Origin of the sequence: Pseudomonas sp. 3296, from assembly GCF_031456615.1 — a bacterium.
Lineage (GTDB): Bacteria > Pseudomonadota > Gammaproteobacteria > Pseudomonadales > Pseudomonadaceae > Aquipseudomonas > Aquipseudomonas mucoides.
Genome location: NZ_JAVDUY010000002.1, coordinates 611,048 through 628,008, shown reverse-complemented (window position 1 = coordinate 628,008; position 16,961 = coordinate 611,048). Strand labels below are relative to the sequence as shown.

Here is a 16,961-nt window from a genome sequence, read left to right as displayed (position 1 = left end):
TTCAGTCAGCGCAATAAGGCCTTTTGAGTTCGGTCCGTAGGACGAGTGGATAGCTTCAGTAGGATGGATGCCTAGCGGCGGAGCGCCAGCATGATCACGCCGAGCACCGCCCCACTAGCACCACGCTGAGCTTGTCCACCGGAGCGACCAGCGAGGCCGGCCCCAGCTTCAGCGCGCGGAAGTAGCAGATCCACGAGGCACCGGTGGCCAGTCCCGACAGCAGCAAAAACAGGTAGCTCTTCGCCGACATCTGGGCCCAGAACGTCCAGGAAGAAAAGAAGCCTGAGCCCCTGCATGTTCCTCTAATGATCGTTCCCTCGCTCTGCGGGGGAACGATCAGTAAACCCTAAACAGCTTCCAGCTTCGCGTAGCCCAGCATCAGCCACTTGCTGCCTTCGCTGAAGTTCACCTGCACCCGCGCCTGCGCACCGGAACCCTCGAAGTTGAGGATCACGCCGTCGCCAAAGATCGAGTGCCGTACAGTCTGACCCAGGCTGAAGCCGGTATCCGGAATCTCGCTGCCGCTGAACAGGTTGCTGCCGCTCATCGATTGATTGCCCCCGAAAGGACGGCTGACACTGTTGGACAAACGCACTTCCTGGATCAGCCCTTTCGGCACTTCCCGTACGAATCGCGAGACCTTGTTGTAGGTTTCGCTGCCGTACAGGCGTCGGGTTTCAGCATAGGTCATCACCAGATTCTGCATGGCCCGGGTGATGCCGACGTAGGCCAGACGGCGTTCCTCCTCAAGACGGCCGGGTTCTTCCAGGCTCATCTTGTGCGGGAACAGGCCTTCTTCCATGCCTACCAGGAACACGTAAGGGAATTCCAGGCCCTTGGCGCTGTGCAAGGTCATCAACTGAATGCTGTCTTCGTGCTCTTCGGCCTGAGTATCACCGGCTTCCAGCGACGCATGGCCAAGGAATGCCGCCAGCGGCGTCAGGTCTTCGTCTTCTTCGGCGTTTTCGAAGTTGCGCGCGGCGCTGACCAGTTCCTCAAGGTTTTCTACCCGAGCCTGGCCTTTCTCGCCTTTTTCCGCCTGGTGATAGGCGATCAGCCCGGATTGCTCAATGACCGTTTGGGTCATCAGGTGCAGGGGCATTTCCATGCACTTGGCAGCAAGGTTCTCGATCAACTCGATAAAGGCACCGAGCGCGCCCGCTGCACGCCCGGTCAAGCCCTTGTTGGCGACCAGCAGGCGCATGGCCTCCCACATCGACACATCGCTGTGACGGGCGTGGTCGCGGATGGCTTCGACGGTTTTCTCGCCGATGCCGCGGGCCGGGACGTTGATCACCCGCTCCAGGGCCGCATCGTTGCCTCGGCCTTCCAGCAAACGCAGGTAAGCCATGGCGTTTTTGATTTCTGCCCGTTCGAAGAAGCGCTGACCGCCATAGATGCGGTACGGAATGCGTTCACGCAGCAGGGCTTCTTCCAAAACGCGCGATTGGGCGTTGGAGCGGTACAAAATCGCGATATCGCTGCGTGCCAAGCCGGTTTTCAGCGCGCTTTCGATGGTTTCCACCACATAGCGTGCTTCATCGTGTTCGTTGAACGCGGCGTACAGGTTAATCGCTTCGCCTTCGCCGCCGTCGGTCCACAGCTCTTTGCCCATGCGTCCGGTGTTGTTGGCGATCAGGGCGTTGGCGGCCTTGAGAATACCGGCGGTTGAGCGGTAGTTTTGCTCCAGACGAATGGTCTCGGCATCCGGAAAATCGTCGGAATACTGATAAATGTTCTCGATCTTCGCGCCGCGCCAGCCGTAGATCGACTGATCGTCGTCGCCCACCACCATCAGGCTGTCGCCGCCCTTGGCCAGCAGACGCAACCAGGCGTACTGCACGGCGTTGGTGTCCTGGAACTCGTCCACCAGGATGTGGCGGAAGCGTTTCTGATAATGAGCCAGCAAGCCCGGGTGGTCGCGCCACAGATCGAGGGCGCGCAGCAGCAATTCAGAGAAGTCGATCACGCCAGCGCGCAGGCAGGCAGCCTCGTAGGCCTCATAAATGCTGCGCATGGTCGCCAGGAACATATCGCCGCTGGCTTGAATATGTTGCGGACGCAGACCTTCGTCTTTCTGCCCGTTGATGAACCACTGGGCCTGGCGGGCCGGCCAGCGTTGTTCGTCCAGTCCCAGCTCGCGGATCACTCGCTTGACCAAGCGTTGCTGGTCATCGCTGTCGAGAATCTGGAATGTCTGGCTCAGCCCGGCCTCCTGCCAGTGCGCCCGCAGCAAGCGGTGCGCCAGGCCGTGAAAGGTGCCGACCCACATGCCGGCGGGGTTGAGCCCCATCAGCTGCTCGATGCGCTGACGCATCTCGGCCGCGGCCTTGTTGGTGAAGGTCACCGACAGGATTGAGTGCGGCGAGGCGTTTTCGACCTGGATCAACCAGGCGATACGGTGCACCAGCACTCGGGTTTTACCGGAACCAGCACCGGCCAGGACCAACTGACGACCCACGCGGGCAGCTACGGCCTGGCGTTGGGCGTCGTTGAGGGAGTTCAGCAGAAGGGAGAGATCATCGCGCATCGGGGCATTCTAGGGTGCGCCGCCACACCGGGCAAACCGAGCTTTGCATTAGCCGATGAAAGATGCACGGAGGACGACCGGTCAGTCACTGGCTGCAGGCGTTGGCGGGCCGCGCTCCAAGGGTTTTGGCGGGGCGTCGGAGGGCTGAAATATTGTCGAATTTATGATCCGGGGCAGTTTGGTAAGGGCATTGGCTTGTGTATGCTCCGTCGACGTTTCGGGCTCATGCTCATCATTATAAGAACAAGAACATTGCCTATGACCCTCAGCATCGACCTGTCGGGCCCCACGGTGGAGCCGCGGGTCATCCGCAAGCAGTACGCCATGGAAATGGCGGTCGAACGCACGCGCCTGCTTTATCAGGGGTCACTGCTGCCCACGTTATTCATGTTGATCAATGGTCTGGTCTGCGCCGGTTTGCTCTGGAGCCCGCAGCGCTATTTCCTGGTCAGCGTCTGGATGGTGTGGCTGCTGTCGCTGGTGGCGTTGCGGGTGATTCAAGTCGCGGCCTTCGATTCGGCGATTCCCAACCGCCAGGCACATCCGATCTGGCGCCGCATGTTTTTGCTCGGCTCTGGCCTTACCGGCCTGACCCTGGCCGGTGCCGGTATTGCGTTGGTGCCCGCCGACAATTTCATGCAGCAAGCGTGGGTGTTCGGCCTGATCGGCGCCGCCGCACTTTCCGCCAGTGTTGCCTACGCGGTGAGCCTGCCGGCATTCCTGTCCTTTACCTTGCCCTGCCTGTTACCGGCCATTGCCTATCTATTCTGGGGCGGCGATGCACAGGATCATGGCTGGGGCTGGTTCGGCTTGATTTTGTTGGGCGCGCTCAGCGTGATTGCCTGGCAGGTCAATCGGTTGATCGACAGCGGATTGCTGCGTCGTTTCCAGAATCAGGCGCTGATCGAGCATTTACAGCAAGCGCAAAGCTGTAGCGATCAGCTCAATCACGAGTTAGCCAAAGAGATCGATCACCGTCGATGCGCCGAAGAAAAGCTGCGTGAAGCCCAGGTCGAGCTGGAAAACCGTGTTGCCCAGCGCAGCCTGGAGCTCGATGTCGCCAACCAGGCCTTGAGCAAGAGTGAAGCGCGACTGGCGTTGGCGTTGAAGGCCAGCGAACTCGGGCTGTGGGACTGGAACCTGCAAACCGATGAAGTCCATCACACGCAGATCCAGGAATTGTTCGGCCTCGCGCCGGAATATGTGACAGCCATGCTTCGCCACCTTCGCCCGCGGTTGCACCCCGAAGACCTGCCGGCGCTGAAGCGCGCACTGATTGAGCATTTGAAGGGACGCAGCGAGGATTACCAGATCGAATACCGCGTGCGGCACGGCGACGGTCACTGGGTCTGGATCGAGGACCGTGGCCGGGCGGTCGAGCGCAGCAAAACGGGTCGGGTGATCCGCATGGTCGGCACCCGTCGCGACATCAGCGCGAGCAAAGGCCAGGAAGAACAACGCCAACTGGCGGCAACCGTGTTCGAAGCCGCCAGCGAAGGCATCGTGATTTTCGACCCCGATTACGCCTTGATCGCCGTCAATCAGGCCTTCAGTCGAGTCACCGGTTATGACATCGACGACATGCTGGGGCGCAACGTCGTCGAACTCCCCTGCAGTCGCGATGCTCGCCGCCATTACGGCGCTATCCATCAGGCGCTGGAGCAGCACGGGACGTGGCAAGGCGAATTGGTCGAGACCCGTAAAAACGGCGAGCTCTATCCGCAATGGTTGCAACTGAATGCAGTACGCGATTCTCGAGGAAATGTCAGCCATATTGTCGGCTTCTTCGCCGATCTATCGGCTCGCCGCGAATCCGAAGAACGCATGCGCTACTTGACCCACTATGACGAACTGACAGGCCTGGCAAATCGCTCGTTGTTCCGGGAACGGTTGCGCGAGGCCCATCAGCGGGTGCGCCAGGGCGGACGTAGCCTGGCGTTGCTGCACATCAACCTGGACCGTTTCAAACTGCTCAATGACAGCCTGGGGCATGACGTCGCCGACCAACTGCTGCAGAAAATGTCCCGGCGCCTGGTCAACGCACTGCCAGAGGCCGATACGATCGCCAGGCTTTCCGGCGACGAATTTGCGGTGCTGTTCGATACCTACGGCAACCTGTCGAGCCTGGCGCGGGTGGCGACGCGGTTGTCGACCAAGTTGCGTTTGCCGGTCTCCGTCGATGGCCATGAACTGGTGATCAGTGCGTCCATGGGCATCAGCATGTTGCCGGACAACGCGCGGGAAATTTCTGCGTTGGTCAGTCAGTCGAACATGGCCATGCAGCACGCCAAACACTTGGGCGGCGACAACTTCCAGTTTTATACCGAAAGCCTGCAAGCCAGCACCCTTGAGCGTTTGCAGCTGGAAAACCAGTTGCGCAAGGCCATCGAAGAAAAGCAGTTGAAAGTCTATTACCAACCCAAGCTCTGCCTCGCCACGGGCCGGCTGAACGCCGCGGAAGCGCTGGTGCGCTGGGATCATCCGACCATGGGCCGGGTGCCACCGGGAGACTTTATCGGTCTGGCCGAGGAAACCGGGCTGATCGGCCCGATCGGCGAGTTCGTGCTGCGCCAGGCCTGTTGGCAAGCCTGCGAGTGGCAGCGGCAGGGTCTGGAGCCGATCCGGGTGTCGGTCAACCTGTCGGTGCATCAACTGCGTCAGGGCAAGCTGGTCAGCTTGGTGCGGCAGGTGCTGGAAGAAACCGGCCTGGCGCCGCACTACCTGGAACTGGAACTCACCGAAAGCCAGTTGCTGGACAGCGTCGAGCACATCATCGCGACGTTCCAGCAACTGCGTGATTTGGGGGTGAAGCTGGCGATTGACGATTTCGGCACCGGTTATTCGTCCCTGAGCTACCTCAAACGCATCCCGGTGGACTACGTGAAGATCGATCAGGCGTTTATCCGTGGGTTGGGGGAGGGCACTGTGGATGCGGCCATTACCCGGGCGATCATTGCGATGGCGCATGGTTTGTCGCTGAAAGTGGTGGCCGAAGGCGTGGAGCGGCAAGAGCAGCTGGAATTTTTGAAAGCCGAGTGCTGCGATGAAGTGCAAGGCTATTTGATCAGTCGGCCCGTTGAGGCTGATGAGCTGGCCAGGCTGTTACAAAAGGACGCGAACCCCTCGTAGGGGCTACATGGAGCGTATGAGGCGTGGAATGGGGGCATCGAGTTACGCATTGAGCAGGCAAAAAGCGAATTCTTGTAGTATAACTACAAGCTTGCTACATCCCCGGCAACTGCCAATAACAAAGAGTCCAGCCCTTTGAATCTGCTGCAACACATCGCCCAGTCACGCCACCTCTTACGCAAGTCGGAGCTCAAGGTCGCCGACCACGTGCTGCTTGATCCTGCGGCGGTGATGCACAGCTCCATGGCCGACCTGGCTCACAGCGTCGGCATCAGCGAGCCGACCATCGTGCGCTTTTGTCGCGCCATCGGTTGTTCCGGTTTTCAGGATCTGAAACTGAAGCTGGCGCAGAGCCTGGCCGCCGGTGCCAGCTTCGGTCAGTTTGCCATCCATGAAGACGATTCCGTTGCCGATTACAGCCTGAAAATCTTCGACACCACTCTGCACACCTTGATGGAGGTTCGCGAGAAACTCGATCCGGTGGAGTTGCAGCGGGCGGTCTCGCTCATGTCCCAAGCCCAGCGCGTCGAGTTCTATGGCTTTGGCGCATCGGGTGCAGTGGCGGCCGATGCCCAGCACAAATTTTTCCGTTTGCTGCTGACTGCGGCAGCGTACTCCGACCCGCACATGCAAGCGATGTCGGCCGTGACGTTGAAGCCGACTGACGTGGCGATCTGTATTTCCCAGTCCGGTCGCTCCAAGGATTTGCTGATCACGGCCAACCTGGTGCGTGAAAGCGGCGCCTCTCTGATCACCTTGTGCCCGAGCCAGACGCCGCTGGCCGAACTCTCGACCGTCAACCTGGCGATCGATGTGCACGAAGACACTGAAATCTACACCCCACTGACCTCGCGAATCGCTCACCTGGTGGTGATCGACGTGCTGGCGATGGGCGTGGCCATGGCGCGCGGCCCGAGCCTGGTCAATCACCTCAAGAGCGTCAAACGCAGCCTTCGCAGCTTGCGGTTGTCGCCCAAGTCGGTGAAAGCGCTGGATGATTGATTCTGATCTTAAATTGCTCGAAGGTCGTACCGACCTTCATCAGCGAGCCTGCACGCGAAGGCGTCTTCAGATTCGCCGCGTTTCTTTGCCAATGTTCACACCTCTGTAACCCACCCGCCGCCAAACCGTCATCCCCCGCGCCTATCTTGAAACTCCCGTAATCGCCTTGGGAGACTCGAAATGGCCCAGCCCTACGAAGAACGCAACAGCGCTGCCAAAACCCGTCGTCAGCAAGAAGATCAGCGTCGCATGGAATTCCGTCGCGCCATCGAAGATCGCTGCGAACGTCGCCAATTGCTGGCCGAGATCGGTGATTTTCCAGAGATGGAACTCAATTACTGGCAGGCGGCACCGACAACTTCCCGTCGAAACGCTCAACCAGCGCGCTGATCTGCACCCGCTCACTGCGGATAAACGCAAGGAACGCGTGCGCCACTGGCGACAGCCTTTTCGCCTTGGCTTGCACCAGGCACCAGCTGCGGTAGAGCGGCAACTCTTCGACCGGCAATTCGATCAAGCCGCCGGTCGCCAACTCAAGGTTCAGGGCGTGACGTGTCAACAGCGCTACGCCCAGACCCGCCAGCACACATTCTCGCTGAGCTTCGGCTGACGAGACCTCCTGGGTCTGGTTGAAGTGCACGCGCTTTTCCTTGAAATACTCTTCGCAGGCCAGTCGCGTCCCGGAACCGGATTCGCGCATCAGCAGGGTGTAGGGCTCAAGGTCTTGCAGGCGCAGCGGCCCCATGTGGCACAGCGGATGATCCGGTGGTGCGACCGCGACAATCGGGTTGTTGAGGAACGGCAGGAATTCCAGCCCCATGTCTTGCGGCACCATCGACATGATCACCAGGTCATCGCGGTTATCGGACAGACGACGAATCACTTGCCCCCGATTGACGACCGTCAGTTGCAGGTTGACCTCGGGATGCTGGCGCTTGAACGCGGCAAACAGGTGCGGCACGAAATACTTGGCGCTGGACTCCACCGCCAGTTTCAGCTGTCCTTGCAGAGAGCCCTGCATGTCCGAAAGCTGCATATCGAGGTTTTCCAGGCGCCCGAAAATATCCCGGCTGGCGCGCTGGAGTGCTTCGGCGGCCTCAGTCAGGTAGAGTTTTTTGCCGACGTAATCGAACAAGGGCTGACCAATCAGCTCTTCAAGTTGCCTGATCTGTAGGCTGACGGCCGGTTGTGTGAGTGACATTTCGTCGGCTGCCCGACTGTAGGAGCGCAAATCACAGACTTCATTGAAAATCTGCAATTGACGCAATGTCATACGCATCAATGACTTACGCATTATCTAGTCGCTCTCGGCACGGGTTGATGTCACGACTATAAGTCTTTACTTATGCCTAACCCAATAATTATTCATTTTTGTTAATCCCTTGTGGGGGCTAGTGTGGGCCTGCGACTGAATTGAAACATTTGGTCACGCGCCGACCTGGTCTAGCAGGTCGTGGTTACCACCGGCTCAAGGGAACCTCCAAAAGTGATAAAAAAGATCCTGATCGCCAACCGTGGTGAGATTGCCGTACGAATCGTGCGTGCCTGCGCCGAGATGGGCATTCGCTCGGTCGCGATCTATTCCGACGCCGACCGTCATGCTTTGCATGTGAAGCGCGCGGACGAGGCCCACAGCATTGGTGCCGAGCCATTGGCCGGTTACCTGAATGCGCGAAAACTGGTGAACCTTGCCGTGGAAACCGGTTGTGATGCGTTGCATCCCGGCTACGGATTCCTCTCGGAAAACGCTGAACTGGCCGATATCTGCGCAGAGCGCGGCATCAAGTTCATTGGTCCATCGGCTGAAGTCATACGCCGCATGGGCGACAAGACTGAAGCCCGCCGCAGCATGATCAAGGCCGGCGTGCCGGTCACGCCGGGCACCGAAGGCAACGTCGCGGACATCGCCGAAGCCTTGCTCGAAGGCGACCGTATTGGTTACCCGGTAATGCTCAAGGCAACCTCCGGTGGTGGTGGTCGTGGTATCCGTCGCTGCGACAGCCGCGAAGAACTCGAACAGGCTTTCCCTCGCGTGATCTCGGAGGCCACCAAGGCATTCGGTTCGGCGGAAGTGTTCCTGGAAAAGTGCATCGTCAATCCAAAGCACATCGAAGCGCAGATTCTCGGCGACAGCTTTGGCAACGTGGTGCACCTGTTCGAGCGTGATTGCTCGATCCAGCGCCGCAACCAGAAACTGATCGAGATCGCCCCGAGCCCGCAACTGACCCCTGAACAGCGCGCCTACATCGGCGACCTGTCGGTGCGTGCAGCCAAGGCCGTGGGTTACGAGAACGCCGGCACCGTGGAGTTCCTGCTCGCCGAGGGCGAGGTTTACTTCATGGAGATGAACACCCGGGTGCAGGTGGAGCACACCATCACCGAAGAAATCACCGGCATCGATATCGTGCGTGAGCAGATCCGCATCGCGTCCGGCCTGCCGCTCTCGGTGAAACAGGAAGACATCCAGCACCGCGGTTTCGCGTTGCAGTTCCGGATCAACGCCGAAGACCCGAAAAACAACTTCCTGCCGAGCTTCGGCAAGATCACCCGTTACTACGCGCCCGGCGGTCCGGGCGTGCGGACCGACACGGCGATCTACACCGGTTACACCATTCCACCGTTCTACGATTCGATGTGCCTGAAACTGGTGGTGTGGGCGCTGACCTGGGAGGAGGCGATGGACCGTGGCTTGCGCGCCCTCGATGACATGCGTCTGCAAGGGGTCAAGACCACCGCCGCGTACTACCAGGAAATCCTGCGTAACCCGGAATTCCGTAGCGGCCAGTTCAACACCAGCTTCGTTGAAAGCCACCCTGAACTGACCAACTACTCGATCAAGCGCAAACCCGAAGAGCTGGCCCTGGCCATCGCTGCCGCCATCGCCGCCCACGCAGGCCTGTGAGGAATATAACAATGACCAAGAAGATTCACGTAACCGACACCATCCTGCGCGACGCCCATCAATCGCTGCTCGCTACCCGCATGCGCACCGAAGACATGCTGCCGATCTGCGACAAGCTCGACAAAGTCGGCTACTGGTCGCTGGAATGCTGGGGCGGCGCGACGTTTGACGCCTGTGTGCGTTTCCTCAAGGAAGACCCGTGGGAGCGCCTGCGTCAACTGCGCGCAGCGCTGCCTAACACGTGCCTGCAAATGCTCCTGCGCGGCCAGAACCTGCTGGGCTACCGGCATTACAGCGACGACGTGGTCAAAGCCTTCGTCGCCAAGGCCGCGGTCAACGGCATCGACGTGTTCCGTATCTTCGACGCCATGAACGACGTGCGTAACCTGCGCACGGCCATCGAGGCAGTAAAAGCAGCCGGAAAACACGCTCAGGGCACCATCGCTTACACCACCAGCCCGGTGCACACCATCGACGCTTTCGTGGCGCAAGCCCGACAAATGGAAGCCATGGGTTGCGACTCGGTGGCGATCAAGGACATGGCCGGCCTGCTGACGCCATATGCCACCGGCGAACTGGTCAAGGCGTTGAAATCCGAGCAGTCGTTGCCAGTGTTCATTCACTCCCACGACACCGCTGGCCTGGCCGCGATGTGCCAACTCAAGGCTATCGAAAACGGCGCCGATCACATCGACACCGCGATCTCCAGCTTCGCATCCGGCACCAGCCACCCAGGCACCGAATCGATGGTCGCCGCCCTTAAAGGCACAGAATTCGACACCGGCCTGAACCTGGAACTGCTGCAAGAGATCGGCCTGTACTTCTACGCCGTGCGCAAGAAGTACCACCAGTTCGAAAGCGAATTCACCGCCGTCGACACCCGTGTTCAAGTCAACCAGGTACCGGGCGGAATGATTTCCAACCTGGCCAACCAGTTGAAAGAGCAGGGCGCACTGAACCGCATGAGCGAAGTGCTCGCTGAAATCCCGCGCGTTCGCGAAGACCTCGGCTTCCCGCCGCTGGTAACCCCGACCTCGCAAATCGTTGGCACCCAGGCGTTCTTCAACGTGTTGGCTGGCGAGCGCTACAAGACCATCACCAATGAAGTGAAGCTCTACCTGCAGGGCGGCTACGGCAAGGCGCCGGGCACCGTGAACGAACAACTGCGTCGCCAGGCCATCGGCAGTGAAGAAGTGATCGACGTGCGTCCAGCCGATCTGCTCAAACCGGAAATGACCAAACTGCGTGCTGAAATCGGCGCCGTGGCCAAGTCCGAAGAAGACGTGCTGACCTATGCGATGTTTCCGGACATCGGCCGCAAGTTCCTCGAAGAGCGCGCTGCCGGCACCCTGACACCTGAAGTACTCCTGCCGATTCCCGAAGCCGGCGGCGTGGCCTCGGTCGGTGGCGAAGGCGTGCCGACCGAGTTCGTCATCGACGTCCACGGCGAAACCTACCGCGTCGACATCACCGGTGTTGGCGTCAAGGCCGAAGGCAAGCGTCACTTCTACCTGTCCATCGACGGCATGCCGGAAGAAGTGGTGTTCGAACCGCTCAACGAATTCGTCAGCGGCGGCAGCAGCAAGCGCAAGCAAGCCACCGCGCCGGGCCACGTCAGCACCACCATGCCGGGCAACATCGTCGATGTGCTGGTCAAGGAAGGCGACACTGTGAAAGCAGGGCAAGCCGTGCTGATCACCGAAGCGATGAAGATGGAAACCGAAGTCCAATCGGCCATCGCCGGCAAAGTCACCGCCATCCACGTGGCCAAGGGAGACCGGGTGAATCCGGGCGAAATCCTGATCGAGATCGAAGGCTGATTTAACAGCCTCGATACAACGCTTTAAACCTCGGGGGGGCATGTGCTCCCCTTTTTTTCACCGCGTATTTGTGACGATTAGAAATTCATCCGCCATTGACCCGTGACGCCATGACTCCGGCTTTCCGTGCCGACGTCCCCGTTCAGACTGACACCCAAGGTCTGGCTGGCTGACAATCCCAGGTCCAGCCCTGCATCGACGCTCAGGTTGTTGCGGTCCAGCAGCGCACCGGAAACGGTGTAGTTTCGACCGCCCGTTGCCAGCTGTTGGCGAGTGTCGCTGGTGACATCACCATAGGTGTGTTTCCAACTGGCACTGAATCGCGGCGTCAGTTGCATGCCGTTGTCCAGCGCATTGGTTTTCGCTGCGCGCAAACCGAACGTGCTGCTCAGGTTGTTCTGGGTCTGGCCGTGAACTTTCAACGCCGCTGCACCACCTTTTTCCGTGTAGGTGTCACGCTGATAGCGTTCGTAGCCAAGGCTGGCGAACGGTTCGATGCTGATATTGGCTCGCCCCAGGTTGTAACCCACTTCAGCGAAGGCTTGTTGGGTGTTGGCGTCGTAACGGCCTTCAGGGCGATCGCTGAAACCCTTGAAGGCCACCCGGCGCTTGGTGTTGCCGTCGTGATTGCCATAGGTCGCGCCCATTCGCAGCGACATGGGGCCGTTCTGGCGCAGGGCATAGGCGCCCAGATACCAGCTGTCGAGACCGCCATCGAGGTCGCGACTGTCGAGGCGTGTTTCGGCTTTACCGCCCATCACACCGATACGCCATTCATCATCGATGCCCCAATCTGCGCCCAGGACCAAGCCTTGGGTGGTGTGTTTCAGTGGCTCAACGTCACGGTCCAGTGTGCCGCCATGCCCTAACGCTTGAAGCCAGACCCTGCCATTGTCTTCGCTACCCGCTGCCAGGCTTGGTGCGTTCCTGCGATTGCTGCCTTTGTTGTAGGTGCTGGTGCTGCCCGGTTGGCGCAGGGCCGAGAGCACGGTAGTGCCCACCGGGCTGGCGCTGGCGAGCGTTGCCTTGGCGAGGTTGGCGGTACTGCCGCCAGCCAGTTGTTCAATGGCATGAGCTGCGGTTGTTTTATCGCTACCTAGCAGCGCCACGACTGCGGCATTTGCAGTGCGCGATGGCGAAGGTGCTGCGGCGACGGGAGTTGTCGCTTGTGAGGTTGAGGCGGTGACGGGGGTACCGATGTTCTCGGTGGGATTCAGGGACGCAGCAATTGGGGCGGTATAGTCCGGTGGCGTCAGAGTTGGTTCAACACCCTTTGGTTCTTCAAGGCTTCCTCCAAACTGCCGTCCGTTTTCTGAGTCCGCGACGCTCTCGATAGCCACATCGTTTCGAATCAAGACCAAGTCGACTGTCCTTTCACTGTATTGGACATCGGGTTCCAAAAAGGCAAGGTTGTTGATCACGTTGCCAAATTTGCCTTCGACGTTATTGGCCACAAGAATGCTGTTTTCGCTGATTAACGGGTAGTTACCGGGCGCTGCAACAATGTTCAGTGTGGCGCCACCGAGAGTGGCGGTGCCATCGACTAATATCGTTTCACTTTTGCGATCCGCGCTGACCTCGTAGAGCAGTTCTGCAGTATTGGAAAGCTTCAGGTCACCATTAATTTTTGGCGCGCCGTGGGATTCGCCCACCGAAAATTTTCCGTTTACCTCCAGCGAACCCGTGCGACCTCTGCCCGCAAAGGCCCCTTTCTCGTGAATAAACACGTCGCCTTCGATCGCCCCAGAGTTACTCAGGGTGCCACCTGATAGCACCGTCACTCCGCCGCCAATCCTGCCGTTATTGACGAGAGTACCCTGGGTCAACGCACCTCCCCGGATGTCACTCTCATTTACCAGTGTTGCTTTGGGGCGTACCAAGGCACCTGCGGTGAAATCACCACTGGAACCGTTCAAGGTCCAGGTGCTTCGTTTGAGCTCCAGGCCGTCGAAATTGCGACTGTCGCCTAACGTGCCACCGCTCGCTGTATCGAGTTGTAGAAAGTTGGTGCCACCACCACCGTCAATCCATCCGGTGATACTCCCGCGACGGGATAAAGTGACCAGATCATTGTCATCGCTGAACGTTCGATTGATACCGTCCTCTGCGTTACCGATCGTGGTCTTTTGGGTGTCAGGGTCTTTGATGAATGCCTCGAGCGCTGCCAAGACCTGTTCTGGCGTTTCAAGCGCAGGGGGCGTGCTTTCGGCAGGACTTTGTTGGGCAAAAATTTCAGTGCAGCCCAACGCAAGCGCAATGGCTAGCGCCAGATGATGTGGTCGGTATTTGTGTTGAACAGACATTGAATTTGGCCTCAATTGAAAGGAGACCAAACTCTAAGGAGAGCGCTTCGATACCGATGTCAGCCCGTTCCGGAGGGTTTGCAGGTAGCGTCAGAAGCTCGATGCAGAAAATCCGCCGCTGGAGGGATGCAGCGGTTTTTAACGCTTCGGCCCGATGACCTTTTCTTACGATAAATCGAGACGCTTCCCGCAACACCCTCTCAGAAACTCATCTGCCACTGCCCGATCAACCCGTGGTTACGGCTATTGTTGCCGATCTCGCCGCTATAGCCGATGCCTACCGAGTGGCGAGCCGAAATGCCCAGATCCAAACCAGCCTCCAGCACCAGGCTGTCTCGATCCAGCGAGCTGCCATCCACACTGAACGCCGTGCCACCCACCACAAACGCCTGACGTGTCGAACTGCTGACATCGCCATAGGTGTGCTTCCAGCCGGCGGTCATGCGTGGGGTCAGGCTCATGCCATTGTCCAGAGTATTCAGATGCGCCAGGCGCAGGCCAAAAGTGCTGTTGAAGTTGTCTTGGGTTTGTTCGTCGATTTGAAGCGAGGCAGAACCGCCTTTTTCCTGATAGCTGTCACGGTGATAACGCTGGTAGCCAAGACTGGCGAAGGGTTCGGCGCTGAGACGGCCGCGGCCCATTGCATAGCCGAGTTCGGCGAAGACCTGTTGGCTATCGGCATCGTAATCGCCTTTCGGTCGGTCGCTGAAGCCGTTGAAGGCAACGGTGCGTTTGCTTTCACCCTGGTGACCGCTGTACGCCGCACCGAGGCGCAAGGCGAACGGGCCGCTTTGACGTGATGCATAGACGCCGGCGTGCCAGCTTTCGACATTGCCATCGACACCCGTGGCGTCAAGATCTGTCTTCGAGTAACCGCCAAGCACCCCCAGGCGCCAATGCGGATTGAGCGCCCAATCGACCCCGAGCACGCTGCCTTTGGTGCGTTGCTCCAAACCGCTGCTGCCATGCTCGCCATCGAGCTTGCCGTAACCGCCAATGGCTTGCAGCCACAACCGACCCTGAGCGGTGGGATCATTGAGGTTGCGGGCTTCGAGCGGTACACCGTTGGCGGCGAGTACCGGGGTGTCACCTTGATCGAGGCCGACCAGCAACCCCGAACCACCACTCATTTGTTGCATCGCCGACAACATGCTGCTGCCGATCTGGCTGCTGGCTCCGAGCGTCGCGCTGGTCAGGTTGGCGTTGCTGGCGCCGGACAGTTGCTCGATCGCGTTGCCAGCCGTGGCGTTGGTGGTGTTGAGCAAGGCGTTGTAGAGCGCGTTGTTTTTGCCCATCGACGCCAGGCTGTTGGCGGCGTTGCTGCCGTTGCTGGTCACCGCGAATTCGTTGAAGGCGACATCGTTGCGGGTGTAGGTCAGGTCGATCTGGGTCGGCGTGTAAGCGAGCGTCGGCGTGAGGAACGCGTAATCGCTGGTGACCTTGCCGAAGCTGCCGCTGATGCTTGCGGCTTGCAGCACGGTGTATCGACTTTGCCACGGATACCTGCCGCTGCCGGGATTCACTGCCAGGGTGGCGCCATTCAGAGTGGCCACGCCACCGACCTTGATCGGCGCACTGCTGCCATCGGCGTTGACGCCATAAGCCAGGGTGGAGCCGCTGCCCATGGTCAGGTCATGGGTGATGGTCGCGATGCCGAGTTGAGTATTGGTGCGCAAGGTCCCGTTGACCTGCAAATTAGCCACCGAACCGCCGCCGGCATACATACCGCCTGCGTCGACGGTCACGGTCCCGGCGATTCCGCCCTGGTTGATCAGCGTAGCGCCGTTGCGTATAGCGCCGCCGTCGCTGAAATCACCGGTGCCGGTCAAGGTCCAGGCACCTTGCTTGACCTCCAGCCATTCGAAGTTGCGGCTCGAGCCGAAACTGCCTCCCCGCGCATCGTCCATCAGCACGCGGTCGTCACCGCTGCCGCCGTCGACCACACCGACAAAGCGGCTGCCATTGCGCAAAGTCAGGCTGTCGTTACCGCCGCCCAGGTCCAGCGCCAGGCCGTTGCTGCCGCTGATCGTGCCGCCGTTGATCACGCTGTCATTGAACTCGCCGACAAATTTCACCCCGAACCCATCGAGGCCTTGAATCGTGCCGAAGTTTTCCAGCGTGGTTGCCGCCACGCCCGAACCGCCGCTGCCATCGTCCACCAGAATCGCGCTGTTGGCGCCGCTGATCAGCGCGCCGTTGGCGTTCAATACATAACCGCCGCCCAAGGCGATGCCTTCACTGCCGTTGGCGAAACCTCCCTTGTCCACACCGCCCGCGCCCACACCTTGAAGGGTGCCGTAGTTTTCGATGTGCGCGAGTTTGTCGATGTCCACGCCATCGCCGTCACCGTTCGGTTGCAGGCCCGAGTAAGCGCCGGTGATGGTGCCGTAGTTGATCACTGTGCCGTCGCCATCAGAGCCATACCCCGAGCCGTTGCGACCGGTGACTGTCCCGTAGTTGAGGAGCGTGGCGCCGAGGTCGGTGGTGATGCCGTGACGGCCACCGGAAATGTTGCCGTAATTGGTCACCGTCACGCCGGTTGCAGTGTCGATATCGATACCGTCGAATTTTTTGTCAGCAGTGTGCGAGTCGCCGGTGGAAATCTCGCCGTAGTTGGTAATCGTCGCGTTGGCGCCGGTCTTCATTCCGTCGCTGGCATCCCCGCGAATCAACCCGCCCGCGCGGTTGATGATCGTCGTTTTGACGCCCGCGCTGCGCAACGCATCCAGATCCAGCCCCTGGCCCGTCGTGGAGCGGATGATGCCGCTGTTGTCGATCAACAGACTGCCGCTGGCGAAGTTGCTGTCGATGCGCAGTGCGTCGTTGTAGCCAAGGATTTGCCCGCCAGCCCGGTTGTAAATGCTGTAGTTGCGCGCTTGCGTCAGATCGCCGCTGCTGTCGATCGCCCGGCCGCCAGTGGAAATAATCTTGCCCGCGTTGTCGATCCCCACGCCGACGCCGCTGGTGCCGTCCTTCAGGCTCACCGTCTTGCCCGCGTTGGTGATGCTGCCCGGCGCCGAAATTTTCAACGTGTCGCTGCCGCCCAGCGTTTGCGCTGTCGTGGTGGGCGTGTCGATCTGCACGTTTTTGAAGGGGGCTGCGAGGGTGTCGGTGCTGATCAGCAAAGCGATGCTGAACGCGAGGCGCTGGGGCGAGAAGGGCATGAGGGGACAGCCTTTTTGTTATAAGTGGGCTGTGTTGTATAGCGGATGGTTTTTACAAAATGATGTCTGGAAGAAATGCATTTTTTTTGCGTTTTTTCGGGAGATTGATAC

Annotated in this window: 9 protein-coding genes and 1 pseudogene; 5 read left to right on the top strand and 5 right to left on the bottom strand. The window is 59.6% G+C overall.

Annotation, left to right across the window (positions count from 1 at the left end; genetic code table 11):
* Positions 1–77: 77 nt before the first annotated feature.
* A pseudogene (locus J2X66_RS07305) lies at positions 78–241 on the bottom strand (EamA family transporter); the annotation flags it as partial.
* Between the two features lie 105 nt (positions 242–346).
* A complete protein-coding gene (uvrD, locus tag J2X66_RS07300) occupies positions 347–2,530 on the bottom strand; it encodes a DNA helicase II (protein WP_027926269.1) in 2,184 nt (727 codons plus the stop codon).
* A 258-nt stretch (positions 2,531–2,788) separates the two neighbouring features.
* On the opposite strand from uvrD, the gene J2X66_RS07295 reads away from it, so the two are divergent.
* From J2X66_RS07295 to J2X66_RS07285, 3 genes are all read left to right on the top strand, one after another.
* Positions 2,789–5,659 carry an EAL domain-containing protein gene (locus J2X66_RS07295; protein WP_310262699.1) on the top strand — a complete coding sequence of 957 codons (2,871 nt, stop codon included), beginning with the start codon at positions 2,789–2,791 and terminating at the stop codon, positions 5,657–5,659.
* 135 nt (positions 5,660–5,794) lie between these two features.
* The gene (gene hexR / locus J2X66_RS07290; RefSeq protein WP_008027445.1) at positions 5,795–6,661 is read left to right on the top strand and encodes a transcriptional regulator HexR; all 867 of its coding nucleotides are present in this window, start codon (positions 5,795–5,797) and stop codon (positions 6,659–6,661) included.
* A 180-nt stretch (positions 6,662–6,841) separates the two neighbouring features.
* Positions 6,842–7,051 (top strand): PA3496 family putative envelope integrity protein, encoded by a 210-nt coding sequence (locus tag J2X66_RS07285; RefSeq protein WP_310262696.1) that lies wholly within the window; start codon positions 6,842–6,844, stop codon positions 7,049–7,051.
* Here the strand turns inward: J2X66_RS07285 and J2X66_RS07280 are convergent.
* Positions 6,993–7,955, bottom strand: a complete 963-nt coding sequence (locus tag J2X66_RS07280) for a LysR family transcriptional regulator (protein ID WP_310262693.1) — start codon at positions 7,953–7,955, stop codon at positions 6,993–6,995. The genes J2X66_RS07285 and J2X66_RS07280 overlap by 59 nt on opposite strands.
* A gap of 192 nt (positions 7,956–8,147) precedes the next feature.
* Here J2X66_RS07280 and J2X66_RS07275 point away from each other — a divergent pair, with 192 nt between their 5' ends.
* Entirely contained in the window at positions 8,148–9,563 is a 1,416-nt protein-coding gene (locus J2X66_RS07275) for an acetyl-CoA carboxylase biotin carboxylase subunit (RefSeq protein ID WP_038980544.1), read from the top strand.
* A gap of 11 nt (positions 9,564–9,574) precedes the next feature.
* The gene (oadA, locus tag J2X66_RS07270) at positions 9,575–11,383 is read left to right on the top strand and encodes a sodium-extruding oxaloacetate decarboxylase subunit alpha (RefSeq protein WP_310262688.1); all 1,809 of its coding nucleotides are present in this window, start codon (positions 9,575–9,577) and stop codon (positions 11,381–11,383) included.
* 77 nt (positions 11,384–11,460) lie between these two features.
* Here the strand turns inward: oadA and J2X66_RS07265 are convergent, their stop codons facing one another.
* Both J2X66_RS07265 and J2X66_RS07260 read right to left on the bottom strand, forming a co-directional pair.
* Positions 11,461–13,686, bottom strand: a complete 2,226-nt coding sequence (locus tag J2X66_RS07265) for an autotransporter domain-containing protein (protein ID WP_310262686.1) — start codon at positions 13,684–13,686, stop codon at positions 11,461–11,463.
* Between the two features lie 200 nt (positions 13,687–13,886).
* A complete protein-coding gene (locus J2X66_RS07260; RefSeq protein ID WP_310262684.1) occupies positions 13,887–16,850 on the bottom strand; it encodes an autotransporter domain-containing protein in 2,964 nt (987 codons plus the stop codon).
* Between the last annotated feature and the right edge of the window lie 111 nt (positions 16,851–16,961).

Excerpts from the sequence above, each read along its gene's own strand:
- uvrD (WP_027926269.1), bottom strand. The coding sequence starts at position 2,530 with ATGCGCGATGATCTCTCCCTTCTGCTGAACTCCCTCAACGACGCCCAA.
- J2X66_RS07295 (WP_310262699.1), top strand. The coding sequence starts at position 2,789 with ATGACCCTCAGCATCGACCTGTCGGGCCCCACGGTGGAGCCGCGGGTC.
- J2X66_RS07285 (WP_310262696.1), top strand. The coding sequence starts at position 6,842 with ATGGCCCAGCCCTACGAAGAACGCAACAGCGCTGCCAAAACCCGTCGT.
- J2X66_RS07280 (WP_310262693.1), bottom strand. The coding sequence starts at position 7,955 with ATGCGTAAGTCATTGATGCGTATGACATTGCGTCAATTGCAGATTTTC.
- oadA (WP_310262688.1), top strand. The coding sequence starts at position 9,575 with ATGACCAAGAAGATTCACGTAACCGACACCATCCTGCGCGACGCCCAT.
- J2X66_RS07265 (WP_310262686.1), bottom strand. The coding sequence starts at position 13,686 with ATGTCTGTTCAACACAAATACCGACCACATCATCTGGCGCTAGCCATT.
- J2X66_RS07260 (WP_310262684.1), bottom strand. The coding sequence starts at position 16,850 with ATGCCCTTCTCGCCCCAGCGCCTCGCGTTCAGCATCGCTTTGCTGATC.